Source organism: Streptomyces sp. NPDC056580, from assembly GCF_042793175.1.
Taxonomy (GTDB): domain Bacteria; phylum Actinomycetota; class Actinomycetes; order Streptomycetales; family Streptomycetaceae; genus Streptomyces.
On record NZ_JBHTVE010000002.1, the window covers coordinates 517,077 to 533,293 of the forward strand.

General features: G+C 73.0%; 19 protein-coding genes. 7 read left to right on the forward strand and 12 right to left on the reverse strand.

Features of this window, described 5'->3' with window-relative positions; translation table 11 throughout:
- Positions 1–93 precede the first annotated feature (93 nt).
- Positions 94–366 carry a hypothetical protein gene (locus tag ACFQ9Z_RS06085; protein WP_383011380.1) on the forward strand — a complete coding sequence of 91 codons (273 nt, stop codon included), beginning with the start codon at positions 94–96 and terminating at the stop codon, positions 364–366.
- 19 nt (positions 367–385) lie between these two features.
- Here the strand turns inward: ACFQ9Z_RS06085 and ACFQ9Z_RS06090 are convergent, their stop codons facing one another.
- From ACFQ9Z_RS06090 to ACFQ9Z_RS06100, 3 genes are all read right to left on the reverse strand, one after another.
- The gene (locus tag ACFQ9Z_RS06090) at positions 386–970 is read right to left on the reverse strand and encodes a hypothetical protein (protein WP_383011383.1); all 585 of its coding nucleotides are present in this window, start codon (positions 968–970) and stop codon (positions 386–388) included.
- Between the two features lie 2 nt (positions 971–972).
- On the reverse strand, positions 973–1,893 hold the full coding sequence (htpX, locus tag ACFQ9Z_RS06095; RefSeq protein WP_383011386.1) for a zinc metalloprotease HtpX: 921 nt from the start codon (positions 1,891–1,893) through the stop codon (positions 973–975).
- A gap of 101 nt (positions 1,894–1,994) precedes the next feature.
- Positions 1,995–2,252: a hypothetical protein gene (locus tag ACFQ9Z_RS06100; RefSeq protein ID WP_383011389.1), complete on the reverse strand. Its 258-nt coding sequence runs from the start codon at positions 2,250–2,252 to the stop codon at positions 1,995–1,997.
- A gap of 274 nt (positions 2,253–2,526) precedes the next feature.
- On the opposite strand from ACFQ9Z_RS06100, the gene ACFQ9Z_RS06105 reads away from it, so the two are divergent.
- On the forward strand, positions 2,527–2,814 hold the full coding sequence (locus ACFQ9Z_RS06105) for a hypothetical protein (RefSeq protein WP_383011392.1): 288 nt from the start codon (positions 2,527–2,529) through the stop codon (positions 2,812–2,814).
- Positions 2,815–2,911: 97 nt separating this feature from the next.
- On the opposite strand, the gene glnA is transcribed toward ACFQ9Z_RS06105, so the two are convergent.
- A complete protein-coding gene (gene glnA, locus ACFQ9Z_RS06110; protein WP_383011395.1) occupies positions 2,912–4,321 on the reverse strand; it encodes a type I glutamate--ammonia ligase in 1,410 nt (469 codons plus the stop codon).
- 209 nt (positions 4,322–4,530) lie between these two features.
- On the opposite strand from glnA, the gene ACFQ9Z_RS06115 reads away from it, so the two are divergent.
- Entirely contained in the window at positions 4,531–4,998 is a 468-nt protein-coding gene (locus tag ACFQ9Z_RS06115) for an RDD family protein (RefSeq protein WP_383011398.1), read from the forward strand.
- 70 nt (positions 4,999–5,068) lie between these two features.
- On the opposite strand, the gene ACFQ9Z_RS06120 is transcribed toward ACFQ9Z_RS06115, so the two are convergent.
- The 4 genes from ACFQ9Z_RS06120 to lipB form a co-directional block, all read right to left on the reverse strand.
- On the reverse strand, positions 5,069–5,770 hold the full coding sequence (locus tag ACFQ9Z_RS06120; protein WP_383011401.1) for a DUF4191 domain-containing protein: 702 nt from the start codon (positions 5,768–5,770) through the stop codon (positions 5,069–5,071).
- Positions 5,771–5,831: 61 nt separating this feature from the next.
- Positions 5,832–6,029: a hypothetical protein gene (locus ACFQ9Z_RS06125; protein ID WP_383011404.1), complete on the reverse strand. Its 198-nt coding sequence runs from the start codon at positions 6,027–6,029 to the stop codon at positions 5,832–5,834.
- Between the two features lie 228 nt (positions 6,030–6,257).
- Positions 6,258–7,223, reverse strand: coding sequence for a lipoyl synthase (gene lipA, locus ACFQ9Z_RS06130; RefSeq protein ID WP_383011407.1), 966 nt, complete (start codon positions 7,221–7,223; stop codon positions 6,258–6,260).
- A gap of 107 nt (positions 7,224–7,330) precedes the next feature.
- Positions 7,331–8,128, reverse strand: a complete 798-nt coding sequence (lipB, locus tag ACFQ9Z_RS06135) for a lipoyl(octanoyl) transferase LipB (protein ID WP_383011410.1) — start codon at positions 8,126–8,128, stop codon at positions 7,331–7,333.
- Positions 8,129–8,367: 239 nt separating this feature from the next.
- On the opposite strand from lipB, the gene ACFQ9Z_RS06140 reads away from it, so the two are divergent.
- Positions 8,368–9,834 carry a regulator gene (locus ACFQ9Z_RS06140; RefSeq protein WP_383011413.1) on the forward strand — a complete coding sequence of 489 codons (1,467 nt, stop codon included), beginning with the start codon at positions 8,368–8,370 and terminating at the stop codon, positions 9,832–9,834.
- Positions 9,835–10,021: 187 nt separating this feature from the next.
- On the opposite strand, the gene ACFQ9Z_RS06145 is transcribed toward ACFQ9Z_RS06140, so the two are convergent.
- Both ACFQ9Z_RS06145 and ACFQ9Z_RS06150 read right to left on the reverse strand, forming a co-directional pair.
- Positions 10,022–11,386: an NAD(P)/FAD-dependent oxidoreductase gene (locus tag ACFQ9Z_RS06145; protein WP_383011417.1), complete on the reverse strand. Its 1,365-nt coding sequence runs from the start codon at positions 11,384–11,386 to the stop codon at positions 10,022–10,024.
- A gap of 216 nt (positions 11,387–11,602) precedes the next feature.
- Positions 11,603–12,496 carry a TIGR01777 family oxidoreductase gene (locus tag ACFQ9Z_RS06150; RefSeq protein WP_383011420.1) on the reverse strand — a complete coding sequence of 298 codons (894 nt, stop codon included), beginning with the start codon at positions 12,494–12,496 and terminating at the stop codon, positions 11,603–11,605.
- A 56-nt stretch (positions 12,497–12,552) separates the two neighbouring features.
- Here ACFQ9Z_RS06150 and ACFQ9Z_RS06155 point away from each other — a divergent pair, with 56 nt between their 5' ends.
- Positions 12,553–13,035: a GNAT family N-acetyltransferase gene (locus tag ACFQ9Z_RS06155; RefSeq protein ID WP_383011424.1), complete on the forward strand. Its 483-nt coding sequence runs from the start codon at positions 12,553–12,555 to the stop codon at positions 13,033–13,035.
- Between the two features lie 54 nt (positions 13,036–13,089).
- On the opposite strand, the gene ACFQ9Z_RS06160 is transcribed toward ACFQ9Z_RS06155, so the two are convergent.
- Positions 13,090–14,283, reverse strand: a complete 1,194-nt coding sequence (locus ACFQ9Z_RS06160) for a MarP family serine protease (RefSeq protein WP_383011428.1) — start codon at positions 14,281–14,283, stop codon at positions 13,090–13,092.
- Positions 14,284–14,421: 138 nt separating this feature from the next.
- Between ACFQ9Z_RS06160 and ACFQ9Z_RS06165 the strand changes: the two genes are divergently transcribed.
- Both ACFQ9Z_RS06165 and ACFQ9Z_RS06170 read left to right on the forward strand, forming a co-directional pair.
- On the forward strand, positions 14,422–15,426 hold the full coding sequence (locus ACFQ9Z_RS06165; protein WP_383011431.1) for a peptidoglycan recognition protein: 1,005 nt from the start codon (positions 14,422–14,424) through the stop codon (positions 15,424–15,426).
- On the forward strand, positions 15,423–15,674 hold the full coding sequence (locus ACFQ9Z_RS06170) for a hypothetical protein (protein ID WP_383011436.1): 252 nt from the start codon (positions 15,423–15,425) through the stop codon (positions 15,672–15,674). Before ACFQ9Z_RS06165 ends, ACFQ9Z_RS06170 begins: the two co-directional genes overlap by 4 nt.
- On the opposite strand, the gene ACFQ9Z_RS06175 is transcribed toward ACFQ9Z_RS06170, so the two are convergent.
- Entirely contained in the window at positions 15,664–16,182 is a 519-nt protein-coding gene (locus ACFQ9Z_RS06175; RefSeq protein ID WP_383011848.1) for a DUF4240 domain-containing protein, read from the reverse strand. The genes ACFQ9Z_RS06170 and ACFQ9Z_RS06175 overlap by 11 nt on opposite strands.
- Positions 16,183–16,217 lie beyond the last annotated feature (35 nt).

Below are 16,217 nucleotides of genomic sequence, written 5' to 3' on the forward strand. Positions count from 1 at the left end.
ACGAGGTGCGCAGCCGGAAGCGGACTCCCTACTCTGAACAAACACCGCGAAGCCGACAACACGTCCCCGCTCACCTCATGGAGGAGGTCCGTCATGCGTGGCATCGTCAGCACCGGGACCGCCGTCCTGGTGATCCTCGGATTCGGGAACCACACCTGGTGGCTCGCCGCCGGCGCGCTGCTGTACCTGTACGCGAAGTACGGCCGGGGCGCACCCGCCACGCCCCCGCCGAGCGGTACGGGCGCCGTTCCCGACTCCTACCGGGCGTACCGCGAGCGCCGTGACCGCCAGGCCAGGTGGGAGCGCCGCTACCGCCGCGAGCGCCCCTTCGAGACCCGGCGCCAGGCGCGCGAGAAGAGCAGGTGAGCAGAGGCGCCCCCGGTCGTCACAGACCGGGCGCGCCCCACACCGGGAACCACCGGCCGAGATCCGGCTCGATCCGCAGGTCGCTCGCGAGCGCCGCCTTCACCTGGAGTTCGAGGGCGCTGTCCCGGCGTTCTGAGCCGCCGGGCAGCGGGGCGAAGGGGAAGAACGAACCGCGCTTGTACAGATAGACGAGGGCCAGCCTGCGGCCGGCCGCGTCGGTGAAGGCGACCAGGGAGCACAGCAACTGGGGGCCGAAGCCGTTGGCCTCAAGGGAGGTGTTCACCGCGTGCAGGTCGTTGACGAGCTGGATCAGCTCGTCGGGGGGCCGGCGCGAGACCAGCCAGGAGTAGCCGTAGTCGTCCCGGCTGAGTTCCACCGGGCTCCCCGCCCGGTCGGCGTCCGCGTCGAGCAGCTCCTGGATCTCGCGGTGGGTCTGCTCGAAGGCCGGGCCCTCGACCGTCGCGAAGCACACCGCGCCGACGCCGGCCGGGGCGAACCCGGCCGCCGCCTGCAGGGTGATCGCCGCCGAGGGCAGCGCGAAGAGCTGGTCCAGATCGGGTGCGACCGGTTTGGTACGGCCGAGCAGGATGTCCAGCAGCCCCATCCTCAGCCCGCCTTCCCGGGAGCGGCCGCCTCGCCCAGCTCCGCGGAGATCCGCCCGAGCTGGTCGAGCCGCTGCTGCAGGGTCGGGTGGGTGGAGAAGAACCGCTCGACGCCGGGCTCCCGGCCGGTCGCCGGAGTGAAGTAGAAGGCGTTGAAGGCCTGGGCCGTGCGCAGGTCCTCGGTCGGGATCCGGGCGATGTCCCCGGAGACCTTGGTGAGCGCCGACGCCAGAGCCGAGGGCCGTCCGGTCAGGTGCGCGGCGGCCCGGTCGGCCGCCAGCTCCCGGTACCGGGACAGCGCCCGGATCAGCAGGAAGCTGATCGCGTACACGGCCGCCGAGACGGCCATGACGGCGGCGAAGACGGCGGCGGTGTTCTGGTCCCTGCGGCCGCCGCCGAGGATCTGCGAGTAGAAGGCGAACCGCACGATGAGCCCGGCGATCACCCCGAGGAACGACGCGATGGTGATGACCGCGACGTCCTTGTGCGCCACGTGCGACAGCTCGTGCGCGAGCACGCCCTCCAGCTCGGCGGGCTCCAGGCGGCGCAGCAGCCCGGTGGTCACGCAGACCACGGCGTTGTCGGGGTTGCGCCCGGTCGCGAACGCGTTCGGCATGCCCATGTCGGAGACGGCGACCACCGGCTTCGGCATGTCCGCGATCGCGCACAGCCGGTCGACCACGGCGTGCAGCTCTGGATACTCCTCCCGCTCCACGACCCGCCCGCGCATGGCGAACATGGCGATCCGGTCGGAGAACCAGAACTGCGCCACGAACATCGCCCCGACCACCACGACGACCAGCAGCCAGGACTTGAGAAACACGATCAACGCGGCGACGAAGGCCACGTACAGCAGCCCGAGCAGGAACAGCGTGACCGTCATCCGTACGGTCAGCCGCCGATCGCTCCGGAAGCGGCTCTGCATCTTGCACCACCCCACGGTCAGGCACTCGTCCCGTAGTCCAGTGTGCACCTGCGGATACCGCTGCGAAGGTCCTCGGCGGGCCGTTCACGCCGGGTGACGGGTCAGTACGGCGAGTGGAGCTGGGCGTAGCCGAGCAGGACTATCACCGCGGCCACGCAGCCCAGGACCACGACCGTCGACACCCACGAGGAGCGGCGCGGTGCCGTCCGCTCCGGGTCGGCGCGGAAGGGCGCCGGGTCCGGGGGGTTCTCCTTCCAGCGGGCGGCGAGCATCCGGGCGCGAGCCGAAGGCTCTTTGTGTTCCGCCGAGTTCGCCCACCTGTGATCGAACTCTTTCTCCCAGTCGTCCTGTTCGGGCATCCCCGTTCAACCTCTCTCGTCGGACAGAGCCAGGGGTGATGATCCCCCGGGAATAGGAGCGCTGGGAAGCGGCAATGGTTGCCCCAGGATGCCGGGTGACCTGCGGGCGGCTAGCATCGACAGCAGAAGCCGCACTGCGGGGTGCCTCATGGTGACGCCCTGCCACGACATCCGTGCGGCGCCCCCTACGACCGCGCCGGACTCTCGCTCCGAGGCCGCGGCCATCCGACTCGTGCCCGGAAAGCCGCACGAGGGGTGGAAGGAAGGTGGATCCATGAATGCACATCGCGCGAGGCGCCTCGCCGCAGTGTCCGCCGTCGGCGTCCTGATGGCGGGCGGAGCCGTCGTCGGTACGGCGACGGGCGCGTCGGCGGCCACCCACAGCCAGGTCACGCGGGTCAGCACCGACCGCGGCTGCTTCAACAGCCGGGGCGGCTGCTTCGACCGCGGCGGCTTCTTCCGCAACGGCTACGGCTTCAACAACGGCTACGGGTTCAACAACGGCTACGGCTTCAACAACGGTTACGGCTTCAACACCCCCGTGGTGGTCGTCGTGGTGTAGCTGACGGCCGCACGGCCGAGGGCCGCCGTCCGGAACACGTCCGGGCGGCGGCCCTCGGCACGGAACCCCCCGGGACCCGCGGGTCCCGGGGCGCCTGTCACACGTCGAAGTAGAGCTCGAACTCGTGCGGGTGCGGGCGCAGCTGCAGCGGCGCGATCTCGTTGGTGCGCTTGTAGTCGATCCACGTCTCGATCAGGTCCGGCGTGAAGACGTCGCCCTGGAGGAGGAACTCGTGGTCGGCCTCGAGGCGGTCGAGGACCGCGCCGAGCGAGGTGGGGACCTGCGCCACGTTGGCGTGCTCCTCCGGAGCCAGCTCGTAGAGGTCCTTGTCGATCGGCTCGGCCGGCTCGATCTTGTTCTTGATGCCGTCCAGGCCCGCGAGCAGCAGCGCGGAGAAGGCCAGGTACGGGTTGCCGGAGGAGTCCGGGGCGCGGAACTCGACGCGCTTGGCCTTCGGGTTCGAGCCGGTGATCGGGATGCGCATCGCGGCGGAGCGGTTGCGCTGCGAGTACACCAGGTTGATCGGCGCCTCGAAGCCCGGCACCAGGCGGTGGTACGAGTTCACCGTCGGGTTGGTGAAGGCCAGCAGCGACGGGGCGTGCTTGAGGATGCCGCCGATGTAGTAGCGGGCGGTGTCCGACAGGCCCGCGTAACCGGCCTCGTCGTAGAACAGCGGGTCGCCGTTGCTCCACAGCGACTGGTGCACGTGCATGCCCGAGCCGTTGTCACCGAAGATCGGCTTCGGCATGAAGGTCGCGGTCTTGCCGTTCTTCCAGGCCACGTTCTTCACGATGTACTTGAAGAGCTGGAGGTCGTCGGCGGCGGCGAGCAGCGTGTTGAACTTGTAGTTGATCTCGGCCTGGCCGGCGGTGCCCACCTCGTGGTGCTGGCGCTCGACCTTCAGGCCGGACCGCTCCAGCTCCAGGGAGATCTCGGCGCGCAGGTCGGCGAAGTGGTCGACCGGCGGGACCGGGAAGTAGCCGCCCTTGTAGCGGACCTTGTAACCGCGGTTGTTCTCCAGGGCGCCGGTGTTCCAGGCGCCCGCCTCGGAGTCGATGTGGTAGAAGGACTCGTTCGCGCCGGTCGCGAAGCGGACCGAGTCGAAGACGTAGAACTCGGCCTCGGGGCCGAAGTACGCGGTGTCCGCGATACCGGTCGAGGCGAGGTAGGCCTCGGCCTTCTTCGCCACGTTGCGCGGGTCACGGGAGTACTGCTCGCCGGTGATCGGGTCGTGGATGAAGAAGTTGATGTTGAGCGTCTTGTCCCGGCGGAACGGGTCGACGCGCGCGGTGGACAGGTCGGGACGCAGGGACATGTCCGACTCGTGGATGGCCTGGAAACCGCGGATCGACGACCCGTCGAAGGCCTGCTCGTCGTCGGGGTCGAACGCCTCGGCGGGCAACGTGAAGTGCTGCATGACGCCCGGCAGGTCGCAGAAGCGGACGTCGACGAACTTGACCTCCTCGTCCGCGATGAACTTCTTGGCCTCGTCGGCGTTCTGGAACATCCAGCTCCTCCTACTCCCGACCGTCCCGCCGGGGTGGTAGATCGTTCGTGCGGCCAGTGCGGTGGCACACGCTGCCCTCGACCCTAGGGACGGGTGATTTCTCGGGCGTGACCCGTTTGTTTCGCAGAAGTTAACCGGTCACGCCTCCACCGTAGCCCCGACACACCCCTGTGCGCCGGGCTCCCGACCGGGCACAGTACCGTGGACGGGTGGACAACAGGCAAGCAATGGGGTCGTGGCTCTCCGGGCCGCGCGCGGCGCTGGAAGAAGCCGGCGCCGACTTCGGATACCGGGGCGAGCAGCTCGGTCTGCCCGAGCAGGGCCCGAACTCGATCGCGCGGCCGGGCAGGCGTCTGGGCGCGCTCGCCGTGGACTGGGCTCTGTGCGTCTTGATCGCATACGGTCTGATCACGCACGGCGACAGCCCCGCCACCAGCAACTGGGCGCTGCTCCTCTTCTTCGTGATGAGCGTCCTGACCGTCGGCACGATCGGCTTCAGCCCCGGCAAGCGCCTCTTCGGCATCCGGGTCGTGGCGCTGGAGACCGGCACGGTGAACCCGGCGCGCGCGCTGCTGCGCACGGTTCTGCTCTGCCTGGCGATCCCCGCGCTGATCTGGGACCGCGACGGCCGCGGCCTGCACGACCGGCTCGCGAAGACCGTCGAGGTCCGCCTGTAGCGCCCGTGACACGACGACGAAGGGGGCGCCCGGACCAGGTCCGGGCGCCCCCTTCGTCGTACGAGGAGTCCTAGCGGGTCTTCGGGCCGCCCTTCGGCATCCGCATGCCCTTCGGCATCGGGCCCTTGGGCAGCGGCATGTTGGTCATCAGGTCGCCGAGGGCGCGCAGCCGGTCGTTGGTGACGGTGACCTGCGGGCCGGTCAGCACGCGCGGGTACTTGAGCAGGGTCGTGCGGAGCTTCTTCAGCTCGACCTGGCCCTCACCGGTGCCGACGATCACGTCGTGCACGGGGACGTCCGCGACGATGCGGTTCATCTTCTTCTTCTCGGCGGCCAGCAGGCTCTTCACCCGGTTCGGGTTGCCCTCCGCGACCAGCACGATGCCCGCCTTGCCGACCGCCCGGTGCACCACGTCCTGGCTGCGGTTCATCGCCACCGCCGGAGTCGTGGTCCAGCCCCGGCCGATGTTGTCCAGTACGGCCGCTGCGGCGCCCGGCTGGCCCTCCATCTGCCCGAAGGCGGCCCGCTCGGCCCGGCGGCCGAAGACGATCGCCGTGGCCAGGAACCCGAGCAGCAGGCCCAGGATGCCCAGGTAGTACGGGTGGCCGATCAAGAAGCCGATCGCGAGGAAGACACCGAAGGTGCCGATACCGACAGCCGCGAGCACAAGGCCGATCTTCGTGTCGACCTTGCGGGTCATCTTGTACGTGAGGGCGATCTGCTTCAGTCGCCCTGCGTTCGCGGCGTCCGCCGCGTTTTCCTTCCTCGCCATGCCACGAAGTCTACGTGGCCCCGGGAGCACCCACGACGGCAGTGCCCGCTGGGGAGGAGGCTCAGGAGCGGGCGGCGGCCTGTTCGAGCACGCGCTGCGCCTCGACACGGTCCTTGGCGCGGCGGCGGTCCTCCAGGACGGAGTTCCAGGCGTTACGGCGGGCGGTGCGCTGCCCATGGCTCATGAGCAGGGACTCGACGGCGCGGAGCGCGTCGGTGACGGACGGGATCGCTGTGGCGCGGACGGGCGCGGCCTGCATGATCGGGCTCCCCCTCGTTACGGGTGGGATACGGGGCGTGATACCAGGGTCACTGTTCGGTGTTACCAGGGCGTGACCGGTCGGTCAAACGCCCATGAAGGCTTGGTGCGGAACCCCGGAACGACGGCGCGGCCCCGGCGGCGCCCTCATCAGCGAGGACGGCCGGGACCGCGTAGACTCGGCCATTACTGGCCGGTAGTTCCTTGTGCGTGAATTCACACGCTCGGCTCACACCGCCTGGACGGCGACGAAGGAGCCCCGCTTCTCGACGGCCATCTGGTAGAGGCGCCCCGCGCGGTACGACGACCGCACCAGCGGGCCGGACATCACGCCGGAGAAGCCGATCTGCTCGGCCTCCTCCTTCAGCTCCACGAACTCGTGCGGCTTCACCCAGCGCTCCACCGGGTGGTGGCGCACGGAGGGGCGCAGGTACTGGGTGATGGTGACCAGCTCGCAGCCGGCGTCGTGCAGCTGCTTCAGCGCCTCGCTGACCTCCTCGCGGGTCTCGCCCATGCCGAGGATCAGGTTGGACTTGGTGACCAGGCCGAAGTCGCGGGCCTCGGTGATGACCTTCAGGGAGCGCTCGTAGCGGAAGCCGGGACGGATGCGCTTGAAGATCCGCGGCACCGTCTCCACGTTGTGCGCGAAGACCTCGGGACGGGACTCGAACACCTCGGCGAGCTGCTCCGGGACCGCGTTGAAGTCGGGGGCGAGCAGCTCGACCTTGGTCCGGCCGGCCTCACGGTCCGCGGTCTGGGCGTGGATCTGGCGGACGGTCTCCGCGTACAGCCAGGCGCCGCCGTCCTCCAGGTCGTCGCGGGCGACGCCGGTGATGGTGGCGTAGTTCAGGTCCATGGTGACCACGGACTCGCCCACGCGGCGCGGCTCGTCCCGGTCGAGGGCCTCGGGCTTGCCGGTGTCGATCTGGCAGAAGTCGCAGCGCCGGGTGCACTGGTCGCCGCCGATGAGGAAGGTCGCCTCGCGGTCCTCCCAGCACTCGTAGATGTTCGGGCAGCCGGCTTCCTGGCAGACCGTGTGCAGGCCCTCGCTCTTCACGAGGTTCTGCATCTTCGTGTACTCGGGACCCATTTTCGCCCGGGTCTTGATCCACTCGGGCTTGCGCTCGATGGGGGTCTGGCTGTTGCGGACCTCCAGGCGCAGCATCTTGCGTCCGTCGGGTGCGACTGCGGACACGACCGGCTCCCTGTGACTTCGATTCCTCGGCGTACACCAGGGTACGCCCGTATTAACTGAGCCCTGCCGCTGAGGCCGACCCCGGGGCCGCAGGGCGCGTATCCGGATCAGGCGGAGGCCTTCTCCACGGCGCGCGGCTTGAGGTCCGCGTTCTGCAGCACCTCCCGCAGGTGCCGCTCGACGACCGGCAGGACGTCCTCGACGGTGACGTCCCGGCCCAGCTCTGCGGCGAGCGAGGCGACGCCCGCGTCCCGGATGCCGCAGGGGATGATCCGGTCGAACCACTTGTTGTCCGGGTTCACGTTCAGCGCGAACCCGTGCATCGTGACGCCCTTGGCCACGCGGATGCCGATGGCGGCGATCTTGCGGTCCTCGCGGCGCTGGCCGGCGTTGGAGGGCGCGTACTCGGGGCCGTTGAGCCGGGGGTCGAACTCGTCGTCCGTGAGCCGGGGGTCGAAGTCGAGGGAGAGGCCTCCGAGCGCCGGCCGCTGTTCGACCGGGTCGCCGAGCACCCACACCCCGCTGCGGCCCTCGACCCGGGTGGTCTCCAGGCCGAACTCGGCGCAGGTGCGGATCAGGGCCTCCTCGAGGCGGCGCACATGGGCGACGACGTCCACCGGGCGGGGCAGCTTCTGGATCGGGTAGCCCACGAGCTGGCCGGGGCCGTGCCAGGTGATCTTGCCGCCGCGGTCCACGTCGACGACCGGGGTGCCGTCCAGCGGGCGCTCGCTGTCCTCGGTGCGGCGGCCCGCCGTGTAGACCGGGGGGTGCTCCAGCAGCAGGACGGTGTCCGGGACCTCGTCGGCGAACCGGGCCGCGTGCACCCGGCGCTGCTCGTCCCACGCCTCCTGGTACTCGACGGCGTCCGCGCCGAACCCCATGCGGACGAACCGCAACTCACTCACGGCAAGCGCCTCCCTCAGCGAACCGGTGCCAGGCGCGTGGCGCGCCCACGCCACTGTACGACCGTCCGGCGTACGTCAGCCCGGAGGGCAATCCTCACACGATCGGATGAATCAACGGGGAACTGTGCGATGGTCTGCTCACTCTCCGCTACATTCGCGCCGTCCACGAGGCCATAAGGGCTGCTCACCGGCAGTCCGGGTACTTCCGCAGGGCCGTAAGGCAGGAGAACGCACCCCATATGACGGACCGACCCGCGCAGCGCACCCCCAACCGCCAGCTCGCCGCGCTCATCGCAGAAGCGGGGTTCTCCAACGCCGGTCTGGCCCGTCGCGTCGACCAGCTCGGCCTGGAGCACGGACTCGACCTCCGATACGACAAGACCTCCGTCACCCGCTGGCTGCGCGGCCAGCAGCCCCGGGGGACGACGCCCGCGCTGATCGCCGAGGTGTTCACACGCCGGCTCGGGCGCCGGCTCACGGCCCAGGACCTCGGCCTGGACGCGTGCGCGCCGGTGTACGCCGGGCTCGAGTTCGCGGCCACCCCGGAGGAGGCCGTGGACATCGTCAGCGGGCTGTGGCGCAAGGACTCCGGCAGCCACGCCGAGCTGCGCAGGATCGCCTTCACCCCGGCCGGTCTCGTCGTGCCCAGCCGGGACTGGCTGATCGGCAAGGCCGACGACCGGGTGACCCGCGACCCGGCGCCCCGGGTGCCCGTCCAGGGCCGCCCGGCCGCCGTCACGAGCCGGCTGGAGGCGGTGACCGCCCAGGCCCGGCCGCGCGGCCAGGTCGAACGGGCGCCCGGCCACCGGGTCACCGGCGGCGACATCGCCGCGCTGCGCTCGGTCGCCGACCTGTTCCGCACCCTCGACGACGCCTACGGCGGCGGCCACGCCCGGCAGGCGCTCGTGCGCTACCTGGAACACGAGTGCGAGCCGCTGCTGCGCGGCGCCTACGACGAGCAGACCGGGCGGCGCCTGTTCGCGGCGGCCGCCGACCTCACCCGGCTCACCGGGTGGACCTCGTACGACATCGCCGCGCACGGGCTCGCCCAGCGCTACTTCGTGCAGGCCCTGCGGCTCGCCCAGGCGGCCGGCGACCGGCCCTACGGCTCCTACGTGCTCGTCACCATGAGCCGCCAGGCCGTCTACCTGGGGCACGGCCGGGAGGCCGTGCAACTGGCCCGGGTGGCGCAGCAGGGCGTCGGGACCGGCGCCCCGCCGGTCGTACAGGCGCTGCTGCACGCCGCCGAGGCCCGCGCGCACGGGGTGCTCGGCGAGGTACGGGCGTGCACCGGCGCGCTGGTGCGGGCCGAACGCGCCATGGAGGCGGCCCGGCCCGGCGACGAGGTGCCGCACTGGGCCCGGTTCTTCGACGAGGCACAGCTCGCCGACGAGTTCGGGCACTGCCACCGCGATCTCCAGCAGTTCCGGGCGGCGGCGCAGCACGCCGAGCGCTCCCTGCAGCTGCGCGCCCCCGGCTACGCCCGCAGCCGCCTGTTCTGCCGGGTGGTGCTCGCCAGCGCGCGGCTCGGCCTCGGCGAGCTCGACCAGGCGTGCGCGCTGGCGGCGGAGGCCGCCGGGCAGGCGGCCCAGATGCGGTCCGTGCGCGCCGTCGAGTACGTCAGGGACTTCGAGCGGCGCCTGGAACCGTACAAGGACGCGGCTCCCGCGCGGGGCTACCGCGAGAAGGTCGCCGCGCTCGGCTAGGGCCTGTCCGGCGATCCGCGTCGCGGGCCCGGCGGGAATCGTCGGGCGGGGCCCGGGGCCCGTCGCGGGAGCGGCCTCGTCGCCCGGAGGGCGGCCGCGTGCCGGGCGCCGCGCGGCGGAGGCCGCTTCCGCAGCGGGCCTGGGGCCCGTCCGCGGACCATGCCGGACGGGCCCGGTCCGCGGCGGCTCAGGCGGCCCTCGGCAGGGTGGGCGCGGGTTCGGACCGGTTCACCGACCCCGCGGCCCCGAGGTCCGCGAGGACGGCCGCCGCCGCCCGGTGTGCCGAGTGCAGGGCGCCCTGGACGGTGCTGGTGTCCCGGTGGTCGCCGCAGACGTAGAGGCCGGCCAGCAGCCGTACCGGGCGGCGCAGGTCGTGCGGGGGACGCATGGCGGGCACCGCCTCCGGGGTGTGGTGCACGGCCAGCGTCTCCCAGCGCCGCGTCGAGGTGCCGTACAGCCGGGACAGGTGGATGCGCACGGCCGTGTCGATCCCGTCGGGCGGGGCGCCCAGCACGGTCGAGGAGATCAGCACCCGGCCGGCCGGCGCCCGGCTCGGGTCGACGTTGCTGAGCACCGCCGTGTGCGCGACCGGTCCGCCGCGGTCGGCGTCCAGCAGCAGCGAGGTGCCGGTCGCGAAGGCCGGCGCCGGGTCGTCCGTGGTGTGGTGCACGACCGTCACCGGGTGGAAGTCCGGCACCCTGAGGCCCGGCAGCAGCTCCGCCGCGGCCCGCGCATCGGTCGCCAGCAGCACCGCGCGGCACCGGATCTCGCCGTGCTCGGCGGTGGTCACCGAGGTGGTGGAGACCGAGGTGACCCGCACCCCGGTGCGCACGGTGCCGGGCGGCAGCGTCCCGGCCAGCAGCTCGGGCAGCGCCTCGGCGCCGCCCTCCGGCACGCACAGCCGGCCGCTCGCGAAGGCGCGCAGCGCCAGATCCGCGCACCGGCTGGACGTGGTCAGCTCCGGGTCGCACAGCAGCGCGGCGAGCAGCGGACGCAGGAAGCCCTCGATCGTGCGGGCCGGTACGCCCCGGGCCGCGAGCGCCTGCGCGGCGGGCAGCTCGGGCCGGGAGAGCAGGCGTTCGACCGGGGTGGCGGCGATCCGGCCCAGCGCGGTGCCGAGGCGGGCCTGGTCGACGGCGCCGCCGACCGGCGCGCCGGCCCGGCCGGGTGAGGCCGCCGGGCCGCGAGGGGCGCTTGCCAGGGCGCGCACCACATGAAGTGCGCCCCTTGCGCTCCCCGCAGCCGCCGGGGCGCCCGCGCGGTGCGTGCGCCCGTCACGATGCAGCAGCACGCCCGGCGCGAACCGGCGCAGGGCGAGCGCACCGAGCCCCGGGGTCAGGCGGAGTTCGGGGTAGGACGTGGACAGCAGCTGTCCGACGCGGTCGAGCCGGAAGCCGTCGACCTTCTCGGTCGACATACGGCCGCCCGCACAAGGGGCGGCCTCCAGGACTGCGGTGGTTACTCCTGCGCTGGCGAGCCGGTGAGCCGCCGAGAGTCCGGCGATCCCGGCTCCCACGATGACGACGTCCACCTGGTACGCGGGCTCAAGCACGAGGCCCCTCCTGTGGTTGCGCGGCCGGTGGAGACGTCATGCCCCCAACAGGCTCCGGGGATACCCGAGTTCGGCTTGAGGTTAGGTCCCGGACCGGTCAGTGGTAGTCCGCGCATCGACAGGGCACGGTCGCACGGCGGTCGCATTCGGTCACAAGAGAACTCACCAGATCACAGGAGGACGCAGGAGACGCCGGCGGGGCCCCCTGGGGACCGGTCAGGCCGCGCGGATCGCGTCCTCGATGCCCGGGAACGCGAACGTGAACCCCGACTCCAGCAGCCGCTTCGGCAGCACCCGCTGACTGCCCAGCACGTCGCCGGCCATCTCGCCCAGCGCCGCCCGCAGCACCGGCTCCGGCACCGCGAACAGCGTCGGCCGGTGCAGCACCCGCCCCATCGCCTCCGTGACCTCACGGTTCGTCAGCGGCTGCGGGGCGGTCAGGTTGTACGGCCCGGACGCGCCGTCGTCGTCGATGAGGTGCCGGATCGCGGCGACCTCGTCGTGCAGCGCGATGTACGACCAGTACTGCCGTCCGCTCCCCAGGCGTCCCCCCAGCCCCGCCTTGAACAGCGGGAACAGCCGCCCCCAGGCTCCGCCGCCGCGCGCGACCACCAGACCCGTGCGCAGGAACACCGTGCGCACCCCCGCCTCCCGCACGGGCGCGGCCGCCTCCTCCCACTCCACGCACAGAGAGGGCAGGAACCCGTCCCCGGGCGGCGCGTCCTCGTCCACCGCGCGGTCGCCGGTGTCGCCGTAGATGCCCATCGCGCTGCCGCTCACATAGACCCGCGGCGGGGTGTCCAGCGAGGCCACCGCCTCCGCCAGCGCGGCCGTGCCGAGCACCCGGCTGTCCCGGATCAGCCGCTTGTACTCCGGGGTCCAGCGCCGGTCGCCGATCCCCGCCCCGGCGAGATTGACCACGGCGTCGCAGCCGGCCAGTCCGGCCGCGTCCACCTGCTGCCGCTCCGGGTCCCAGCGGACCTCGCCTTCGTCCCGGGGCGCACGCCGCACCAGACGCACCACCTCGTGCCCGTCCGCGGTCAGGGACCGCACCAGGGCGCTGCCGATGAGACCGGACGCACCGGCCACCGCGATTCGCGAACGTTCCATGCGCCCATCCTTCCCCGCCGGAGCCGTCCTTCTCCGGCCTGCTTAAGGTGATCTCCATGCCGTCCATACGCATCGCCCGGCCCGCCGACGAGGAGGAGCTGGCCCTCCTCGACCGGGCCGCCTGGTCCCCGCTGCACGCCGTACTGCCCGCGCCGCGGCCGCCGTACCCGCCCTTCTTCGACGAGCGCCACCAGCCGGGGGACTACCTCGTCGCCGAACTGGACGGGCGCGTCGCCGGCTACATCCGCCTCGCCCTGCCCACCGCGCTGGCCGCCAACGCGCACGTCCGCCAGATCCAGGGTCTGGTCGTCTCCGACGAGGCCCGGGGCAGGGGCGTCGGCGGCGCGCTGGTCCGGGCCGCCGTCGAGGAGGCGCGGGCGCGCGGCGCGCGGCGCCTCACCCTGCGCGTGCTCGGGCACAACACCCCGGCCCGGCGGCTCTACGAGTCCCAGGGCTTCGCGGTCGAGGGCGTGCTGCCCGGGGAGTGGCTGATCGAGGGCGCGTTCGTCGACGACGTGCTCATGGGACGCGCACTCTGAGGGCCCTGCCCCCGCGCCGCCCGCGGGCGGCGCCCGGCAGGCGCGGCCCGCGCGCTACGACGTGACGAGGCGGCCGGTGCCGACCGGCGCCGTCGCCGTGGCCGCGCGCGAGGCGTCGCCCGCCACCTCGTCCGCCGTCAGCGCGTACCCCGTCTCGGCGTCCGAGGTGGACCGGGCGAAGACCACGCCGAGCACCCGGCCGTCGGCCGACAGCAGCGGGCCGCCGGAGTTGCCCGGCCGGACCGTGGAGCGGATCGAGTAGATCTCCCGGGTGACCGTACGGGTGCCGTAGATGTTCTGGCCCCGCGCCTGCACCCGGTTCGCCACCGTGGCCGCCTGCAGGTCCAGGCCGCCGTCCTGCGGATAGCCGGCGACCACGGCCGGGTCGCCGCGCACCGCGCCGTGGTCGAGCCGCAGCACCGGGGCACGCAGCCGGGGCACGTACAGCACCGCCAGGTCCCGGTCCGGGTCGAACAGCACCACCCGCGCCAGGTAGGCCGGCCCGACCCCGCCCACCCGGACGCTCGGGTGGTCGATGCCCGCCACCACGTGCGCGTTGGTCATCACGTGCCGCGCCGCGTACACGAAGCCGCTGCCCTCCCGGCCCTCGGCGCCGGCCGCACCCTCGATCTTCACCGAGCTGCGCCTGGCCGCGTTCGCCGCCGCGGGCGTGACGCTGTCGCCGGTGGGCCGGGTGACCTGGGCCGTCGACTCGTTCTCGAACGGGTTGAAGACCTGCGGGAAGCCCGCCTCGGTCAGCGCGGAGGTGGCCCGTGAGAACCACGCCGGGGTGGTGTCCGGCATCGTCCGCTGCACCGCGCCCAGCACCGCCGAGTCACGGATCGCCGTCGTCACGGTCTGCGAGGAGGAGGCGCCCAGCACGCTCGCCGCGACCCAGGCCACGATCAGCACGGCGGCCGAGTTGGCCGCCGCGCCCCCGAGCCCGTCCGCCACCCGCAACGGTCCCCGGCCCTCCCGGTCCAGCTCGCGCCGCAGTCGCAGCGCCGGCCGGCCCGCCAGCTCGTGCCCCACCACCCCCGGCACCAGCACGGTCAGCACCGCGAGCACGGTCGCCGTCGCGGAGCCGCGCGCCGCGAGCCCGGTCACCCAGGGCAGCATCCACACCCCGACCGCCGCACCGCCCACGAACCCGGCCAGGGACAGGCAGCCGGCCAGCAGACCGCGCCGGTAACCGGACGCCGCGTAGACGACGACCACCAGCGCTAGCACCAGGTCGAGCAGGTCCACGGAGCCGCCTTTCTCTCGGACCCCCTGAGATACGGGCCGGGCGGCCCCGATGACCGGTCCCGCGCGGGTGAGCGGCCATCCGGACCGCGAACCGGTCACGTTGTGCGTATATCCCCGGAAACGGCCTGGACAAGGACGATGGTTCCACCAGGTGGCACACCCCACATCGCGAGCACGGCGGAGCGAGCCGACAGTGGGACCATGCGCGTCCCGCCAAGGGCGCCGGGAACACGCGGACGGCGGACCGCCCGCGTCCCCGGCGCCGTACCCGTGCTGCTCGGCTGCCTGCCCGGCCTGCTGGCCGTCCTGGCGCTGGCCCTGTGCGCCCGGGGCGTGGAGGGCGCCGTCCCGCTCCGCCCGCCCCACCCCGGCGCGGATCCGGAGACCACGGCCCACCACGCCCCCCGGCCGCACATCCTGCCCCGCTCCGTCTGGCTGGACGCGGCCACCGCCCCGCACAGCCAGCCGCCCCCGCGCTACGACGACAAGGTGGTCGCCGTCTTCGTCCACCACACCGACTCGCCCAACCGGTACGACTGCGCCGACGCGCCCCGCATCATCCGCGGCCTGTACGCCGGGCAGACCGGCGACCGCCGCTGGGACGACATCGGCTACAACTTCCTCGTCGACCGCTGCGGCACCATCTACGAAGGCCGCGCCGGAGGAGTGGACCGGCCCGTCACCGGCGCCCACACCCAGGGCTTCAACCACCGCACCGCCGGTGTCGCCGCCCTCGGCAGCTTCACCGAGGGCGAGCCCGTCCCGCGGGCCATGACCGACGCGATCGCCGCCCTCGCCGCCTGGAAGCTCGGCCTCGCCGACGTCGACCCGCGCGGCCGGGCCCGGCTGGTGTCCAGCAACGGGGGCAGCCGCTTCAAGGCCGGCACCGCCGCCACCCTGCCCGCGGTGGCCGGCCACGACGAGGGCTTCATGACGAACTGCCCCGGCGCCGCCCTGACCGCCCGGCTGCCGGAGATCAGGCGGACGGCGGCCCGGCTCCAGGGCCGGCCGCCCACAGCGAGGCCACAGCAGACCCGAGGCCCGCTCAGCGGCCCAGGTCCTGAAGCCGGCCACGAGGCGCCCGGTGCGGAGCGGGACGACGGGCCGGGCACGGCGCGGGACGAGCGGAGGCGGCGACCATGAGCGGCAGCGGGCGACCCGAACGACAAGCCGACCGGACCCGGGCGGCACGCCGGACCTGGGCGGCGGTGTGCGCGGCCGCGGCCGTCGTCCTCGGCCCGGCCGCCGCCACCGCGTCCGCCCTCGGCCAGGCCAACGCCGCGCCCCCGCACCACCCGGACAGGGCCGGCACGGGGGCCTGGCCGCCGGCGGACACCGCCCGCAGGCGCACGGGCCCGGTGCCGCCCGCGTCCGGCACGGCTACTCCCTGAAGCGCTCCCACAGGCGGGGATAGCGCTCGGCGAGCACCCGCTCGTTCTCGAACGGGATCGGGGTGCCCTCCGGCTCGGCCGGCGCCGGGGCGATGCCCAGGTCCGGGGCGACGGTGCCGGTGAGCTGCTCGTACGCCTCGTCCGCCGCGTAGCCCAGCTCCTCGCCGTCGCCGTCGATCTCCTCGTCGAAGTCCCCGAGCAGGTCGGCCAGGGCGTCCGGGTCGTGCAGGGCGCCCTCGAAGACCTCCCGGCCCTGGCCGATCAGCCAGCAGCGGAAGTAGTCGAACGCGTCGTCGCTGGCCCCGTCCAGCAGGACCCAGGCAGCGCCCCACAGGTCCCAGTGGTAGGCCCGGTTGTAGCGGGCCTCGAAGTGACGGGCGAAGTCGAGGACCAGCTCCGGGTCGAACTGGAGCAGCCGTTCCACGAGCAGGTCGGCCTGTTCCTCGGGGTCGCCCTCGGCCGCCTCCCGGGTCGCGTCGATCAGCTCCCAGAACTCCGTCTCGTCCATCACGCCACCAGCATCGGGCCTGCGCCGGTGGGGCG